Here is a 15,536-nt window from a genome sequence, read left to right as displayed (position 1 = left end):
TTATTATTTAATATTTAAAAAGCATTTACTAAAGTCGTAATAATATCTTTCTGGTCCGATTAGTATAACATATCCCAGGTTAAGATTATTCGTAATAATACTTATAAATATAGCGGTTTTAGGTTAAGATAATGATCCGAAACGAGGGCGTAGTCTGCGTTGTCTGCTAATTATTATGACGCGATTTTATACATAACCTATTGTTCAATATATTGTTTTTGTATCTGTGCGTCTCGGTAAACTATTTGACGCTGTTACAAGATTTACACGTCCATCATTAGCAGAAATCTGTAGACGCCTAAAGGTATGACACATTCTCTTTGATATATCCCGATCAGTTGCATTTGGTATTATATCAGTAAGTAAGAGAAGTGTTTTGGTCGTATTTTCAATTACATTCTAACATTTACCTGGGTAACCAGGCGGTACTGCGAAGGATGCACATTACAAATGGAATTGCTTGTTTCTGAATGCACAGCATTAACCAGGTCAGCCCGATATGACCCGCCAGTAAGTGAAAAATTATGATAAATGCAAATCGTCCGATAATTAACCTCGATCTCGATCTGCTGAGAACGTTCGTGGCCGTTGCCGATCTGAACACCTTCGCCGCGGCGGCGGCGGCGGTATGTCGTACTCAGTCTGCGGTCAGTCAGCAAATGCAGCGTCTTGAGCAACTCGTGGGAAAGGAATTGTTCGCCCGCCATGGTCGTAACAAGCTTTTGACCGAACACGGTATCCAGCTTCTGGGGTACGCCAGAAAAATCCTGCGTTTTAATGATGAGGCGTGTTCATCATTAATGTTCAGTAATCTTCAGGGAGTGTTAACAATCGGCGCTTCTGATGAATCAGCTGATACTATCCTGCCTTTTTTGCTTAGCCGAATCAGCTCGGTTTATCCGAAACTCGCGCTTGATGTACGGGTAAAACGCAACGCCTATATGGTGGACATGGTTAAATCGCAGGAAGTAGATTTGGTGGTGACGACTAACCAACCTCATTCGCTGGACTGTCTGAATTTGCGGACCTCGCCCACCCATTGGTATTGTGCGGCTGAGTATGTTTTGCAAAGGGGAGAGCCCGTACCATTAGTCCTGCTGGACGATCCCAGCCCATTCCGCGATATGGTGCTGGAGACGCTAAATGCAGCGGGTATTCCCTGGCGGCTGGCCTATGTGGCGTCTACATTACCGGCGGTACGCGCGGCCGTTAAAGCCGGTCTTGGCGTAACGGCTCGACCTGTCGAAATGATGAGTCCCGACCTTCGCGTGCTGGGCGCCGCAGACGGATTACCGCCTTTGCCGGATACGGAATATCTGTTGTGCCGCGATCCCAATAGCCAGAACGAGCTGGCGATGGTGATTTTCCATGCGATGGAAAGCTATCAAAACCCATGGCATTACAACCAGTTTTCTGCAGAGGGCGGAGATGATCCGCTGATGGTGGAAGGGGGTTTTGAGTAGCTCGCAGGCAAAAGACGCTAAGTCGTAAATGTAAAATAAAGAGCCGCTGGCGATGAAAAAACGCTCAGTGGCTCTTTTTTTGTGCCCATCTGTACGCGCTTAACCGCACAAATTGTAAAAGTTGCGGTAAATCAGCCAGTAGCGATTCGCAGTTCAATATGGGCAAAAAATAACCAGAACATCCATTTTATGAATTTGCATGTTAAAAAACTAGAGAAATTGTTGCTGTTTTAGGGGGTGAATTAACAAAAGCGTGTCACAGATCAAGAAAATACTCCCATTTAGGGGGAGGCATCTTCACAAATTCCTGTCAAAATAGGTGTGTGTTATTTCTTTTGCTTCACAACGGACACGATTCAACAACATAAAATCCCCCTGGTCGAAGAGTCATTTTCTCCAGGATGGCACTTAATGTTAATGGTGATGAATTGATGTAAATTAATGTGAAGGAACTTTTGTTAAAGTTGACAAAAGGTTATAGAAAGGAGTAAAAAACCACATCAATTAGCTGTTTTTATCATTTTCTACAGTAATTGTAGGGTTTTTTTTATTCCTCCCCATGAATCGATGTGGCGCCCATCTGCCGTAAAGAGCAGAGAAACTGGCGCTACTTTTGATGAGTAAGCAATGAGTATGTCAACATCCACTGAAGTCATCGCTCATCACTGGGCATTCGCTATCTTTCTTATCGTTGCCATTGGCCTGTGCTGCCTGATGCTGGTAGGCGGTTGGTTTTTGGGCGGTCGCGCACGCGCGAGGCACAAGAACGTTCCGTTTGAATCAGGTATCGACTCGGTCGGCACCGCCCGCTTACGCCTGTCTGCCAAGTTTTACCTGGTAGCCATGTTCTTCGTTATCTTCGACGTTGAAGCGCTGTATCTGTTCGCATGGTCGACTTCTATCCGCGAAAGCGGCTGGGTTGGCTTTGTGGAAGCTGCAATTTTTATTTTTGTGTTACTGGCTGGTCTGGTTTATCTGGCGCGTATTGGCGCGTTGGACTGGACGCCCGCGCGTTCACGCCGCGAGCGTATGAACCCGGAAACGAACAGTATCGCTAATCGTCAACGCTAACCGCGAGGCATTAAGATGGATTATACGCTCACCCGCATAGATCCTAACGGTGAGAATGACCGTTACCCCCTGCAAAAACAGGAGATCGTAACCGACCCCCTGGAGCAGGAAGTTAACAAAAACGTGTTCATGGGCAAACTGCATGACATGGTTAACTGGGGCCGTAAAAACTCAATTTGGCCCTACAACTTCGGCCTTTCTTGCTGCTATGTAGAGATGGTGACCTCTTTTACCGCAGTGCATGACGTTGCCCGTTTCGGCGCGGAAGTGCTGCGTGCGTCGCCACGTCAGGCTGACCTGATGGTGGTGGCCGGTACCTGCTTTACCAAAATGGCCCCGGTTATTCAGCGTCTGTATGACCAAATGCTGGAGCCAAAATGGGTCATTTCTATGGGCGCCTGCGCCAACTCCGGCGGCATGTACGATATTTATTCGGTAGTGCAGGGTGTTGATAAGTTCATCCCGGTGGATGTGTATATCCCTGGCTGTCCGCCGCGTCCGGAAGCGTATATGCAGGCGTTGATGCTGCTGCAAGAATCGATTGGCAAAGAGCGCCGTCCGCTCTCATGGGTGGTGGGCGATCAGGGCGTGTATCGCGCCAATATGCAGCCAGAACGCGAACGTAAACGCGGCGAGCGTATTGCCGTCACGAACCTGCGTACCCCGGACGAGATTTAATTTGCGCCTGTCGGCAGCAGCACTTCACTTCGCTAACCACTATTTTAATAGCGCGAAGCACTGCCGACCACCACGGACCATTTGCAATGGTGAACAATATGACCGACTTAACCGCGCAAGACGCTGCATGGAGTACCCGCGATCATCTTGATGATCCGGTTATCGGCGAACTGCGCAACCGTTTTGGGCCGGATGCCTTTACCGTTCAGGCGACCCGCACCGGTATCCCCGTTGTTTGGGTCAAGCGTGAACAACTACTGGAGGTTGGCGATTTCTTAAAGAAACTGCCGAAACCTTACGTCATGCTGTTTGACTTACACGGCATGGATGAACGCCTGCGTACGCACCGTGACGGGTTACCCGCCGCGGATTTTTCCGTTTTCTACCACCTGATTTCCATTGAGCGTAATCGCGATATCATGCTCAAGGTGGCGTTGTCTGAAAACGACCTGCGCGTGCCGACCTTCACTAAACTTTTCCCTAACGCCAACTGGTACGAGCGTGAGACCTGGGAGATGTTTGGTATTGATATCGAAGGCCACCCGCACCTGACGCGCATCATGATGCCGCAAACCTGGGAAGGCCATCCGCTGCGTAAAGATTATCCGGCGCGCGCGACCGAATTCGACCCGTTTGAGCTGACCAAAGCCAAGCAGGATCTGGAAATGGAAGCGCTGACCTTTAAGCCGGAAGACTGGGGGATGAAGCGCGGGACTGACAACGAGGACTTTATGTTCCTCAACCTCGGCCCGAACCACCCGTCTGCGCACGGTGCGTTTCGTATTATCCTGCAACTTGACGGTGAAGAAATCGTCGACTGCGTGCCGGATATCGGCTATCACCACCGCGGCGCCGAAAAAATGGGCGAGCGCCAGTCCTGGCATAGCTACATTCCCTATACCGACCGTATCGAATACCTCGGTGGTTGCGTCAATGAAATGCCGTACGTGCTGGCGGTAGAAAAGTTGGCAGGGATCACCGTCCCGGATCGTGTGAACGTCATCCGCGTGATGCTCTCCGAACTGTTCCGCATTAACAGTCATCTGCTGTACATCTCGACCTTTATTCAGGACGTCGGCGCGATGACGCCGGTCTTCTTTGCCTTTACCGACCGGCAGAAAATTTATGACCTGGTGGAAGCCATTACCGGTTTCCGTATGCACCCGGCCTGGTTCCGTATCGGCGGCGTCGCGCACGACTTGCCGCGCGGTTGGGATCGCCTGCTGCGAGAGTTCCTTGAGTGGATGCCGAAGCGTCTGGATTCTTACGAGAAAGCCGCGCTGCGTAACACCATTCTGAAAGGGCGTTCGCAGGGCGTTGCCGCTTACGGCGCGAAAGAGGCGCTGGAGTGGGGCACCACCGGCGCAGGGCTGCGCGCGACCGGGATCGACTTCGACGTACGTAAATGGCGTCCATACTCTGGCTACGAAAACTTTGACTTTGAAGTGCCGGTGGGCGGCGGTGTTTCCGACTGCTATACCCGCGTGATGCTGAAAGTGGAAGAGCTGCGCCAGAGTCTGCGCATTCTTCAGCAGTGCCTCGATAACATGCCGGAAGGCCCGTTCAAAGCGGATCACCCGCTGACCACGCCGCCGCCGAAAGAGCGCACGCTGCAACATATCGAAACCCTGATCACCCACTTCCTGCAGGTCTCCTGGGGCCCGGTGATGCCGGCGCAGGAGTCCTTCCAGATGGTGGAAGCGACGAAGGGGATTAACAGTTACTACCTGACCAGCGACGGCAGCACTATGAGCTACCGTACCCGCGTGCGCACGCCGAGCTTTGCGCACCTGCAGCAGATTCCCTCGGCGATCCGCGGTAGCCTGGTCTCCGACCTGATTGTCTATCTGGGTAGTATCGATTTTGTTATGTCAGATGTGGACCGCTAATTATGCACGAGAATCAACAACCACAAACCGAGGCTTTTGAGCTGAGTGCGGCAGAGCGTGAAGCGATAGAGCACGAGAAGCACCACTACGAAGACCCGCGTGCGGCGTCCATTGAAGCGCTGAAAATCGTTCAAAAGCAGCGTGGCTGGGTGCCGGACGGCGCGATCTACGCTATTGCCGATGTGCTGGGTATTCCGGCGAGCGACGTCGAAGGCGTCGCCACATTCTACAGCCAGATCTTCCGTCAGCCGGTCGGTCGCCACGTGATTCGCTACTGCGACAGCGTGGTGTGCCATATCACCGGCTATCAGGGGATTCAGGCCGCGCTGGAAAAAAATCTCAACATCAAACCGGGGCAGACGACCTTTGACGGTCGCTTTACGCTGCTGCCGACCTGCTGCCTGGGGAATTGCGATAAAGGGCCGAACATGATGATTGATGAGGATACTCACAGCCATCTGACCCCGGAAGCCATTCCTGAACTACTGGAGCGGTATAAATGAAAAACGTTATCCGTACTCCCGAAACCCATCCGCTGACCTGGCGTCTGCGCGATGACAAACAGCCGGTCTGGCTGGATGAATATCGTAGCAAAAACGGCTACGAAGGCGCACTTAAGGCGCTGACCGGCCTGTCTCCGGATGAAATCGTCAGCCAGGTAAAAGACGCCGGTCTGAAAGGGCGCGGCGGCGCGGGCTTTTCCACCGGTCTGAAGTGGAGCCTGATGCCGAAAGATGAATCCATGAACATCCGTTACCTGCTGTGTAACGCCGATGAAATGGAGCCGGGCACCTATAAAGACCGTCTGCTGATGGAACAACTGCCGCACCTGCTGGTGGAAGGCATGCTGATCTCCGCGTTCGCGCTGAAAGCGTATCGCGGCTACATCTTCCTGCGCGGCGAATATATCGAAGCGGCTGTACATTTGCGCCGTGCGATTGCTGAAGCCACCGAGGCCGGGCTGCTTGGCAAAAATATCATGGGCACCGGGTTCGACTTTGAACTGTTTGTCCACACCGGGGCAGGGCGTTACATCTGTGGTGAAGAAACGGCGCTGATTAACTCCCTCGAAGGCCGCCGCGCGAACCCACGCTCCAAGCCGCCCTTCCCGGCGACCTCCGGCGTATGGGGCAAACCGACCTGTGTGAATAACGTCGAAACGTTGTGCAACGTCCCGGCAATCCTCGCCAACGGCGTGGAGTGGTACCAGAACATCTCGAAAAGCAAAGATGCGGGTACCAAGCTGATGGGCTTCTCGGGCCGCGTGAAGAATCCGGGCCTGTGGGAATTACCGTTCGGCACCACCGCGCGCGAGATCCTTGAAGACTACGCGGGCGGTATGCGCGATGGCCTGAAATTCAAAGCCTGGCAACCGGGCGGGGCGGGAACCGACTTCCTGACCGAGGCGCATCTTGACCTGCCGATGGAATTCGAAAGTATCGGTAAAGCAGGCAGCCGTCTGGGCACCGCGCTGGCGATGGCGGTAGACCACGAAATCGGCATGGTGTCGCTGGTGCGTAACCTGGAAGAGTTCTTTGCCCGCGAATCCTGCGGCTGGTGTACGCCATGCCGCGACGGGTTGCCGTGGAGCGTGAAAATTCTGCGCGCGCTGGAGCGTGGCGAAGGGCAGCCGGGGGATATCGAGACACTTGAGCAACTGTGTCGTTTCCTCGGACCGGGTAAAACCTTCTGCGCGCATGCGCCGGGCGCGGTTGAGCCACTGCAAAGCGCAATTAAGTATTTCCGCGAAGAATTCGAAGCTGGCATCAAGCAGCCGTTCAGCAATACCCATTTAATCAATGGTATTCAGCCGAACCTGCTCAAAGAGCGCTGGTGAGTTAACGATTTTTAATTTGGAAGCATGCTAATGGCTACGATTCATGTAGACGGCAAAGAATACGAGGTCAACGGCGCGGACAACCTGCTACAGGCATGTCTGTCCCTCGGCCTTGATATTCCGTATTTTTGCTGGCACCCGGCGCTGGGAAGCGTCGGTGCTTGCCGCCAGTGTGCGGTGAAGCAATACCAAAACGCGGAAGATACGCGTGGTCGCCTGGTGATGTCCTGTATGACGCCAGCCACCGACGGTACCTTTATCTCTATTGACGACGAAGAAGCGAAACAGTTCCGTGAAAGCGTGGTGGAGTGGCTGATGACTAACCACCCGCACGACTGTCCGGTCTGTGAAGAGGGCGGTAACTGCCATCTTCAGGATATGACCGTGATGACGGGGCACAGTTTCCGTCGCTACCGTTTCACCAAACGTACCCACCGCAACCAGGATCTGGGGCCGTTCATCTCTCACGAAATGAACCGCTGCATCGCCTGCTACCGTTGTGTGCGTTACTACAAAGATTATGCCGACGGCACCGATCTGGGCGTCTATGGCGCACATGACAACGTCTACTTCGGGCGTCCGGAAGACGGTACGCTGGAAAGCGAATTCTCCGGTAACCTGGTCGAGATTTGCCCGACCGGCGTCTTCACCGATAAAACGCACTCCGAGCGTTACAACCGTAAATGGGACATGCAGTTTGCGCCGAGCATCTGCCAGCAGTGTTCCATCGGCTGTAACATCAGCCCGGGCGAGCGCTATGGCGAATTACGCCGTATCGAAAACCGTTACAACGGTACCGTTAACCACTACTTCCTCTGCGACCGCGGTCGTTTCGGCTATGGCTATGTGAACCTGAAAGACCGTCCGCGTCAGCCGGTTCAGCGCCGTGGCGATGACTTTATTACTCTCAACGCCGAGCAGGCGATGCAGGGCGCGGCGGATATTCTGCGCCAGTCGAAGAAAGTGATCGGTATCGGTTCGCCACGCGCCAGCATTGAGAGCAACTTTGCGCTGCGTGAGCTGGTTGGTGCGGAAAACTTCTACACCGGTATCGCGCGCGGCGAGCAGGAGCGTCTGCAACTGGCGCTGAAAGTGTTGCGTGAAGGCGGAATTTACACCCCGGCGCTGCGGGAAATCGAATCTTATGACGCGGTACTGGTCTTGGGTGAGGATGTCACTCAGACCGGCGCGCGCGTTGCGCTGGCGGTACGCCAGGCGGTGAAAGGTAAAGCGCGTGAAATGGCGGCGGCGCAGAAAGTGGCCGACTGGCAGATTGCGGCCATCCTTAACATCGGCCAGCGTGCCAAACATCCGCTGTTCGTGACCAACGTGGACGACACCCGTCTGGATGATATCGCCGCCTGGACCTATCGGGCGCCGGTGGAAGATCAGGCGCGCCTGGGCTTTGCGATTGCCCATGCGCTGGACAATACAGCGCCTGCGGTTGACGGTATCGACAGCGACTTACAAAACAAAATTGATGTCATTGTGCAGGCGTTGGCCGGCGCGAAAAAACCGCTGATTATCTCCGGCACTAACGCCGGTAGCAGTGAGGTGATTCAGGCGGCCGCCAACGTGGCGAAAGCGCTGAAAGGCCGTGGCGCCGACGTCGGTATTACTATGATTGCCCGCTCCGTGAACAGCATGGGGCTGGGTATGATGGGCGGCGGTTCGCTTGACGATGCGTTGGGCGAGCTGGAAACCGGCAACGCGGACGCGGTGGTGGTGCTGGAAAACGATCTCCACCGTCATGCAAGCGCTACGCGCGTGAACGCCGCGCTCGCCAAAGCGCCGCTGGTGATGGTGGTTGACCATCAGCGCACGGCGATTATGGAAAACGCGCATCTGGTGCTTTCCGCGGCAAGCTTCGCCGAAAGCGATGGTACGGTCATCAACAACGAAGGCCGCGCGCAGCGCTTCTTCCAGGTTTATGATCCGGCCTACTACGATAACAAGACGATTATGCTGGAAAGCTGGCGCTGGCTGCATTCGCTGCACAGCACCGTCGAAAACCGCGAAGTGGACTGGACTCAGCTTGACCACGTGATCGACGCGGTCATTGCCGCCATGCCGCAATTTGCCGGCATTAAGGACGCCGCGCCGGATGCGACCTTCCGCATTCGTGGGCAGAAGCTGGCGCGCGAACCGCATCGTTACAGCGGTCGTACGGCGATGCGCGCCAATATCAGCGTGCATGAACCACGTCAGCCGCAGGATAAAGACACCATGTTCGCCTTCTCAATGGAAGGGAATAACCAACCGACTGCCCCGCGATCTGAAATTCCGTTCGCCTGGGCACCGGGCTGGAACTCCCCGCAGGCGTGGAACAAATTCCAGGATGAAGTGGGCGGCAAACTGCGTCACGGCGATCCGGGCGTGCGTTTGATTGAAGCGACTGAGGGCGGTCTGGATTATTTCACTACCGTGCCGGCAAGCTTCCAGGCGCAGGACGGTCAGTGGCGTATTGCGCCGTATTACCACCTGTTTGGCAGCGACGAATTGTCTCAGCGTTCTCCGGTCTTCCAGAGCCGTATGCCGCAGCCGTATATCAAACTTAACCCGGCGGATGCCGCGAAGTTGGGCGTCAATGCCGGGACGCGCGTCTCCTTTAGCTACGATGGCAATACGGTGACGCTGCCGGTTGAAATCTCTGAAGGGTTAGCGGCAGGGCAGGTAGGGCTGCCGATGGGTATGCCTGGCATCGCGCCGGTTCTGGCTGGCGCGCGTCTTGAAGATCTGCGGGAGGCGCAACAATGAGTTGGATTACACCGGATCTGATTGAGATCCTGCTGAGCATTCTCAAAGCGGTGGTGATTCTGCTGGTGGTCGTCACCTGCGGGGCCTTCATGAGCTTTGGCGAACGTCGTCTGCTGGGTCTGTTCCAGAACCGTTATGGACCAAACCGCGTTGGTTGGGGCGGCTCGCTCCAGCTGGTCGCGGATATGATCAAGATGTTCTTTAAAGAAGACTGGATCCCGAAATTCTCGGATCGCGTCATCTTTACCCTGGCGCCGATGATCGCGTTTACTTCGCTGTTACTCTCCTTCGCCATTGTGCCGGTTAGCCCTAATTGGGTGGTGGCCGATTTAAACATCGGGATTCTGTTCTTCCTGATGATGGCCGGTCTGGCGGTTTACGCGGTGCTGTTTGCCGGGTGGTCGAGTAACAACAAATACTCGCTGCTCGGCGCGATGCGCGCGTCTGCCCAAACGGTGAGCTACGAAGTGTTTCTTGGTCTTTCCCTGATGGGCGTGGTGGCGCAGGCCGGTTCATTTAATATGACCGATATCGTCAATAACCAGGCGCATCTGTGGAACGTGATTCCGCAATTCTTTGGGTTTGTTACTTTCGCCATCGCGGGCGTAGCGGTCTGTCACCGTCACCCGTTTGACCAGCCGGAAGCCGAGCAGGAACTGGCGGACGGTTACCACATCGAATATTCCGGTATGAAATTCGGTCTGTTCTTCGTGGGGGAGTACATCGGTATCGTCACCGTTTCCGCGCTGATGGTAACGCTGTTCTTCGGTGGCTGGCATGGCCCGTTCTTACCGCCATTCGTCTGGTTCGCGCTGAAAACCGCGTTCTTCATGATGATGTTCATTTTGATTCGTGCGTCGTTACCGCGTCCGCGTTATGACCAGGTAATGTCCTTCGGCTGGAAAGTTTGCCTGCCGCTGACGCTCATCAACTTGCTGGTAACGGCGGCTGTCATTCTGTGGCAGGCGCAATAAGGGACACAAAGACCATGACCTTAAAAGAATTATTAGTAGGTTTCGGCACTCAGGTACGCAGTATCTGGATGATCGGCCTGCATGCGTTCGCCAAACGCGAAACGCGGATGTATCCGGAAGAGCCGGTCTATTTACCGCCCCGTTACCGTGGTCGTATCGTGCTCACGCGCGACCCGGACGGTGAAGAGCGCTGCGTTGCCTGTAACCTGTGTGCGGTAGCCTGTCCGGTAGGCTGTATCTCTCTGCAAAAAGCGGAGACCAAAGATGGCCGCTGGTATCCGGAATTTTTCCGCATTAACTTCTCACGCTGCATCTTCTGCGGCCTGTGCGAAGAAGCGTGCCCGACCACGGCGATTCAGTTGACCCCGGACTTCGAACTGGGCGAATACAAACGTCAGGATCTGGTGTACGAAAAAGAGGATCTGCTGATTTCCGGTCCGGGCAAATACCCGGAATATAACTTCTACCGGATGGCGGGTATGGCAATCGACGGCAAAGATAAAGGCGAAGCAGAGAACGAAGCCAAGCCTATCGACGTCAAGAGCCTGTTACCGTAAGGAGAGGGCAATGGAATTCGCTTTTTATATCTGTGGCCTGATAGCCATCCTCGCGACCCTGCGAGTGATCACCCATACCAATCCGGTACACGCGCTGTTGTATCTGGTGATATCGCTACTGGCGATTTCCGGGGTGTTCTTTTCGCTGGGCGCTTATTTTGCCGGTGCGCTGGAAATTATCGTCTACGCAGGCGCCATCATGGTGCTGTTTGTGTTCGTGGTGATGATGCTCAACCTCGGCGGCAGCGAAATCGAGCAGGAACGCCAGTGGCTGAAGCCGCAGGTGTGGATTGGTCCGGCGGTTTTGTCGGCCATTATGCTGGCGGTCATTGTGTACGCCATTCTGGGCGTTAACGACCAGGGCATCGACGGCACGCCGATTAGCGCGAAAGCGGTGGGCATTACGCTGTTCGGGCCTTATGTTCTGGCGGTCGAACTGGCGTCTATGCTGCTGCTGGCAGGCCTGGTGGTGGCGTTCCACGTCGGTCGTGAAGAGCGTGCGGGCGAAGTGCTAAGCAACCGCGCCGATGACCGCGCGAAAAGAAAAACGGAGGAGCGCGCATGATCCCCTTAACACACGGACTGATCCTCGCTGCGATTTTATTCGTCCTGGGTTTAACCGGTCTGGTTATCCGCCGCAATCTGCTGTTTATGCTGATCGGGCTGGAAATCATGATTAACGCCTCCGCGCTGGCCTTTGTGGTCGCCGGGAGCTACTGGGGCCAGACCGATGGTCAGGTGATGTACATTCTCGCCATCAGCCTTGCGGCTGCGGAAGCGAGTATTGGACTTGCGCTGTTGCTGCAACTCCATCGCCGTCGCCAGAACCTGAACATCGATTCAGTAAGTGAGATGCGTGGATGAACATGCTTGCCTTAACCATTATTCTGCCATTGATTGGCTTTGTATTGCTGGCGTTCTCTCGCGGACGCTGGTCGGAAAATCTCTCCGCGACCATTGGCGTGGGCTCCGTTGGTCTGGCGGCGTTGGTGACAGCGTTTGTCGGGATGGATTTCTTCGCCAACGGCAAACAGGCGTTCAGCCAGCCGCTGTGGACGTGGATGTCGGTCGGTAACTTCAACATCGGTTTTAACCTGGTGCTGGACGGCCTGTCGCTGACCATGCTCTCTGTGGTCACCGGCGTCGGCTTCTTGATCCACATGTTCGCGTCCTGGTACATGCGTGGAGAAGAGGGTTACTCCCGCTTCTTCGCTTATACCAACCTGTTTATCGCCAGCATGGTTGTTCTGGTGCTGTCCGATAACCTGCTGTTGATGTACCTCGGCTGGGAAGGCGTGGGCCTGTGCTCTTATCTGTTGATCGGCTTCTATTACAGCGATCCGAAGAATGGCGCGGCGGCAATGAAAGCCTTCGTGGTGACCCGTGTCGGTGACGTATTCCTCGCCTTCGCGCTGTTCATCCTCTACAACGAACTGGGCACGCTGAACTTCCGCGAAATGGTCGAGCTGGCGCCAGCGCACTTTGCTGACGGCAACAACATGCTGATGTGGGCGACGCTGATGCTGCTGGGCGGCGCGGTCGGTAAATCTGCGCAGCTACCGTTGCAGACCTGGCTTGCCGACGCGATGGCCGGTCCGACGCCGGTCTCCGCGCTGATCCACGCCGCTACCATGGTCACCGCCGGTGTCTACCTGATCGCTCGTACCCATGGTCTGTTCCTGATGACCCCGGAAATTCTGCATCTGGTGGGCATTATCGGGGCGATTACGCTGGTAATGGCAGGTTTCGCCGCGCTGGTGCAGACCGACATCAAACGCGTGCTGGCCTATTCCACCATGAGCCAGATTGGCTACATGTTCCTGGCGCTTGGCGTGCAGGCGTGGGATGCGGCGATTTTCCACCTGATGACGCACGCCTTCTTTAAAGCGCTGCTGTTCCTGGCCTCCGGCTCGGTGATTCTGGCCTGCCATCACGAACAGAACATCTTTAAGATGGGCGGTCTGCGTAAGTCGATTCCACTGGTGTATGCCTGCTTCCTGGTGGGGGGCGCGGCGCTGTCGGCGCTGCCGCTGGTCACTGCGGGCTTCTTCAGTAAGGATGAGATCCTGGCTGGCGCGATGGCGAACGGTCATATCAATCTGATGGTGGCGGGTCTGGTCGGCGCGTTCATGACCTCGCTGTACACCTTCCGGATGATTTTCATCGTATTCCACGGGAAAGAACAAATTCATGCTCATGCAGGGAAGGGGATTACCCACCATCTGCCGCTGATTGTCCTGATGATTCTGTCTACCTTTGTTGGCGCGCTGATTGTGCCGCCATTGCAGGGGGTGCTGCCGCAGACAACTGAACTGGCGCATGGGCGCGTCATGACGCTGGAAATTACCTCTGGCGTAGTGGCGATTGCCGGCATCCTGATTGCCGCATGGCTGTGGCTGGGTAAACGCACGCTGGTGACGTCGATCGCCAACAGCGCGCCGGGCCGTCTGCTGGGGACCTGGTGGTATAATGCCTGGGGCTTTGACTGGTTGTACGACAAAGTATTCGTCAAGCCATTCCTCGGTATCGCCTGGCTGCTGAAGCGCGACCCGCTTAATGCGTTGATGAACATTCCGGCTATCCTTTCCCGTTTTGCAGGCAAAGGCCTGGTACTGAGCGAGAACGGTTATTTGCGCTGGTATGTGGCATCCATGAGCATCGGCGCGGTTGTGGTGCTGGCGCTGCTGATGGTACTGCGTTGATCGTAAAGTGAATTTTATCCAAATTCGTTGAAAATCAGGCCTCTGTCAGAGGCCTTAAAAAGGAATAAAAATCGCCATGTTACTACCCTGGCTAATATTGATTCCCTTTATCGGCGGCTTTCTGTGCTGGCAGACCGAACGCTTTGGCGTGAAGGTGCCGCGCTGGATAGCGCTGATTACCATGGGGCTGACGCTGGCGCTCGGTCTGCAATTGTGGTTGCAGGGCGGCTACTCACTGACGCAATCCGCCGGTATTCCGCAGTGGCAATCTGAATTTGTCCTGCCGTGGATCCCGCGTTTTGGCATCTCTATCCATCTGGCGCTCGACGGACTGTCGCTGCTAATGGTGGTGCTGACCGGCCTGCTCGGCGTTCTGGCGGTGCTTTGCTCCTGGCGAGAAATCGAAAAATATCAGGGCTTCTTCCACCTGAACCTGATGTGGATCTTAGGCGGCGTTATCGGCGTGTTCCTGGCCATCGACATGTTCCTGTTCTTCTTCTTCTGGGAAATGATGCTGGTGCCGATGTACTTCCTGATAGCGCTGTGGGGCCACAAAGCTTCTGACGGGAAAACGCGTATCACGGCGGCGACCAAGTTCTTCATCTACACCCAGGCGAGTGGTCTGGTGATGCTGATTGCCATCCTGGCGCTGGTCTTTGTGCACTACAACGCGACCGGCGTGTGGACTTTCAATTATGAAGAGCTGCTGAACACGCCGATGTCCCACGGTGTGGAATATCTGCTGATGCTGGGCTTCTTCATCGCCTTCGCGGTGAAAATGCCGGTGGTGCCGTTGCATGGCTGGCTGCCGGATGCGCACTCCCAGGCGCCGACCGCCGGTTCTGTCGACCTGGCCGGTATCTTGCTGAAAACCGCCGCTTACGGTCTGCTGCGTTTCTCCCTGCCATTGTTCCCGAACGCGTCGGCGGAGTTTGCGCCCATCGCTATGTGGCTGGGCGTTATCGGCATTTTCTACGGCGCGTGGATGGCCTTTACCCAATACGACATCAAGCGTCTGATTGCCTATACCTCCGTTTCCCACATGGGCTTCGTGCTGATCGCTATCTACACCGGCAGTCAGCTGGCGTACCAGGGCGCGGTGATTCAGATGATTGCGCACGGTTTGTCCGCAGCCGGTCTGTTCATTCTGTGTGGCCAGTTGTACGAACGTCTGCATACGCGTGACATGCGTATGATGGGCGGCCTGTGGGGCAAGATGAAGTGGTTGCCTGCGCTGTCTATGTTCTTTGCGGTGGCGACGCTCGGGATGCCGGGCACCGGTAACTTTGTCGGCGAATTTATGATTCTGTTCGGCAGCTACCAGGTGGTGCCGATGATTACCGTGATCTCCACCTTTGGGCTGGTATTCGCCTCTGTATACTCGCTGGCGATGCTGCATCGCGCTTACTTCGGTAAAGCGAAGAGCCAGATTGCCAGCCAGGAACTGCCAGGGATGTCGCTGCGCGAGCTGTTTATCATTCTGTTGCTGGTGGTGCTTCTGGTACTGCTTGGCTTCTATCCGCAGCCGATTCTGGATACCTCGCATTCTGCGATGAGCAACATCCAGCAGTGGTTTGTTAATTCCGTTACTACTACAAGGCCGTAAAT

14 protein-coding genes are annotated in these 15,536 nt (G+C 55.1%); all 14 read left to right on the top strand.

Annotation, left to right across the window (positions count from 1 at the left end):
- Positions 1 to 524 precede the first annotated feature (524 nt).
- The 14 genes from lrhA to nuoM all read left to right on the top strand — a co-directional run bounded on the left by lrhA (position 525) and on the right by nuoM (position 15,534).
- The gene (gene lrhA / locus EOS97_RS01245) at positions 525 to 1,463 is read left to right on the top strand and encodes a transcriptional regulator LrhA (protein WP_000606288.1); all 939 of its coding nucleotides are present in this window, start codon (positions 525 to 527) and stop codon (positions 1,461 to 1,463) included.
- Between the two features lie 81 nt (positions 1,464 to 1,544).
- Positions 1,545 to 1,697 (top strand): hypothetical protein, encoded by a 153-nt coding sequence (locus EOS97_RS01240; RefSeq protein WP_031606670.1) that lies wholly within the window; start codon positions 1,545 to 1,547, stop codon positions 1,695 to 1,697.
- A gap of 393 nt (positions 1,698 to 2,090) precedes the next feature.
- Positions 2,091 to 2,534 carry an NADH-quinone oxidoreductase subunit NuoA gene (gene nuoA, locus EOS97_RS01235; protein ID WP_000062993.1) on the top strand — a complete coding sequence of 148 codons (444 nt, stop codon included), beginning with the start codon at positions 2,091 to 2,093 and terminating at the stop codon, positions 2,532 to 2,534.
- Between the two features lie 15 nt (positions 2,535 to 2,549).
- The gene (nuoB, locus tag EOS97_RS01230) at positions 2,550 to 3,212 is read left to right on the top strand and encodes an NADH-quinone oxidoreductase subunit NuoB (protein WP_000386728.1); all 663 of its coding nucleotides are present in this window, start codon (positions 2,550 to 2,552) and stop codon (positions 3,210 to 3,212) included.
- Positions 3,213 to 3,298: 86 nt separating this feature from the next.
- A complete protein-coding gene (nuoC, locus tag EOS97_RS01225; RefSeq protein ID WP_000247855.1) occupies positions 3,299 to 5,101 on the top strand; it encodes an NADH-quinone oxidoreductase subunit C/D in 1,803 nt (600 codons plus the stop codon).
- A gap of 2 nt (positions 5,102 to 5,103) precedes the next feature.
- Positions 5,104 to 5,604, top strand: a complete 501-nt coding sequence (gene nuoE / locus EOS97_RS01220; RefSeq protein WP_000545038.1) for an NADH-quinone oxidoreductase subunit NuoE — start codon at positions 5,104 to 5,106, stop codon at positions 5,602 to 5,604.
- The gene (gene nuoF / locus EOS97_RS01215; RefSeq protein ID WP_127836104.1) at positions 5,601 to 6,938 is read left to right on the top strand and encodes an NADH-quinone oxidoreductase subunit NuoF; all 1,338 of its coding nucleotides are present in this window, start codon (positions 5,601 to 5,603) and stop codon (positions 6,936 to 6,938) included. The genes nuoE and nuoF overlap by 4 nt, the downstream gene beginning before the upstream one ends.
- A gap of 30 nt (positions 6,939 to 6,968) precedes the next feature.
- Entirely contained in the window at positions 6,969 to 9,695 is a 2,727-nt protein-coding gene (nuoG, locus tag EOS97_RS01210) for an NADH-quinone oxidoreductase subunit NuoG (RefSeq protein ID WP_001728014.1), read from the top strand.
- Positions 9,692 to 10,669 (top strand): NADH-quinone oxidoreductase subunit NuoH, encoded by a 978-nt coding sequence (nuoH, locus tag EOS97_RS01205; protein WP_000118515.1) that lies wholly within the window; start codon positions 9,692 to 9,694, stop codon positions 10,667 to 10,669. The genes nuoG and nuoH overlap by 4 nt, the downstream gene beginning before the upstream one ends.
- Before the next feature lie 14 nt (positions 10,670 to 10,683).
- Positions 10,684 to 11,226, top strand: a complete 543-nt coding sequence (gene nuoI, locus EOS97_RS01200) for an NADH-quinone oxidoreductase subunit NuoI (protein ID WP_000172747.1) — start codon at positions 10,684 to 10,686, stop codon at positions 11,224 to 11,226.
- Positions 11,227 to 11,236: 10 nt separating this feature from the next.
- A complete protein-coding gene (gene nuoJ, locus EOS97_RS01195; protein WP_000393522.1) occupies positions 11,237 to 11,791 on the top strand; it encodes an NADH-quinone oxidoreductase subunit J in 555 nt (184 codons plus the stop codon).
- Entirely contained in the window at positions 11,788 to 12,090 is a 303-nt protein-coding gene (nuoK, locus tag EOS97_RS01190) for an NADH-quinone oxidoreductase subunit NuoK (protein ID WP_000612687.1), read from the top strand. Before nuoJ ends, nuoK begins: the two co-directional genes overlap by 4 nt.
- Entirely contained in the window at positions 12,087 to 13,928 is a 1,842-nt protein-coding gene (gene nuoL / locus EOS97_RS01185) for an NADH-quinone oxidoreductase subunit L (protein ID WP_001056582.1), read from the top strand. The genes nuoK and nuoL overlap by 4 nt, the downstream gene beginning before the upstream one ends.
- A 76-nt stretch (positions 13,929 to 14,004) precedes the next feature.
- Positions 14,005 to 15,534: an NADH-quinone oxidoreductase subunit M gene (gene nuoM / locus EOS97_RS01180; protein WP_000926428.1), complete on the top strand. Its 1,530-nt coding sequence runs from the start codon at positions 14,005 to 14,007 to the stop codon at positions 15,532 to 15,534.
- Positions 15,535 to 15,536: the final 2 nt, after the last annotated feature.

Origin of the sequence: Salmonella sp. SSDFZ54 (assembly GCF_004010735.1) — a bacterium.
Lineage (GTDB): Bacteria > Pseudomonadota > Gammaproteobacteria > Enterobacterales > Enterobacteriaceae > Salmonella > Salmonella enterica.
Note: the sequence above shows the minus strand (reverse complement) of the source record. Positions and strands in the feature narration are given on the sequence as shown.

Excerpts from the sequence above, each read along its gene's own strand:
- lrhA (WP_000606288.1), top strand. The coding sequence starts at position 525 with ATGATAAATGCAAATCGTCCGATAATTAACCTCGATCTCGATCTGCTG.
- nuoA (WP_000062993.1), top strand. The coding sequence starts at position 2,091 with ATGAGTATGTCAACATCCACTGAAGTCATCGCTCATCACTGGGCATTC.
- nuoB (WP_000386728.1), top strand. The coding sequence starts at position 2,550 with ATGGATTATACGCTCACCCGCATAGATCCTAACGGTGAGAATGACCGT.
- nuoC (WP_000247855.1), top strand. The coding sequence starts at position 3,299 with ATGGTGAACAATATGACCGACTTAACCGCGCAAGACGCTGCATGGAGT.
- nuoE (WP_000545038.1), top strand. The coding sequence starts at position 5,104 with ATGCACGAGAATCAACAACCACAAACCGAGGCTTTTGAGCTGAGTGCG.
- nuoF (WP_127836104.1), top strand. The coding sequence starts at position 5,601 with ATGAAAAACGTTATCCGTACTCCCGAAACCCATCCGCTGACCTGGCGT.
- nuoG (WP_001728014.1), top strand. The coding sequence starts at position 6,969 with ATGGCTACGATTCATGTAGACGGCAAAGAATACGAGGTCAACGGCGCG.
- nuoH (WP_000118515.1), top strand. The coding sequence starts at position 9,692 with ATGAGTTGGATTACACCGGATCTGATTGAGATCCTGCTGAGCATTCTC.
- nuoI (WP_000172747.1), top strand. The coding sequence starts at position 10,684 with ATGACCTTAAAAGAATTATTAGTAGGTTTCGGCACTCAGGTACGCAGT.
- nuoJ (WP_000393522.1), top strand. The coding sequence starts at position 11,237 with ATGGAATTCGCTTTTTATATCTGTGGCCTGATAGCCATCCTCGCGACC.
- nuoK (WP_000612687.1), top strand. The coding sequence starts at position 11,788 with ATGATCCCCTTAACACACGGACTGATCCTCGCTGCGATTTTATTCGTC.
- nuoL (WP_001056582.1), top strand. The coding sequence starts at position 12,087 with ATGAACATGCTTGCCTTAACCATTATTCTGCCATTGATTGGCTTTGTA.
- nuoM (WP_000926428.1), top strand. The coding sequence starts at position 14,005 with ATGTTACTACCCTGGCTAATATTGATTCCCTTTATCGGCGGCTTTCTG.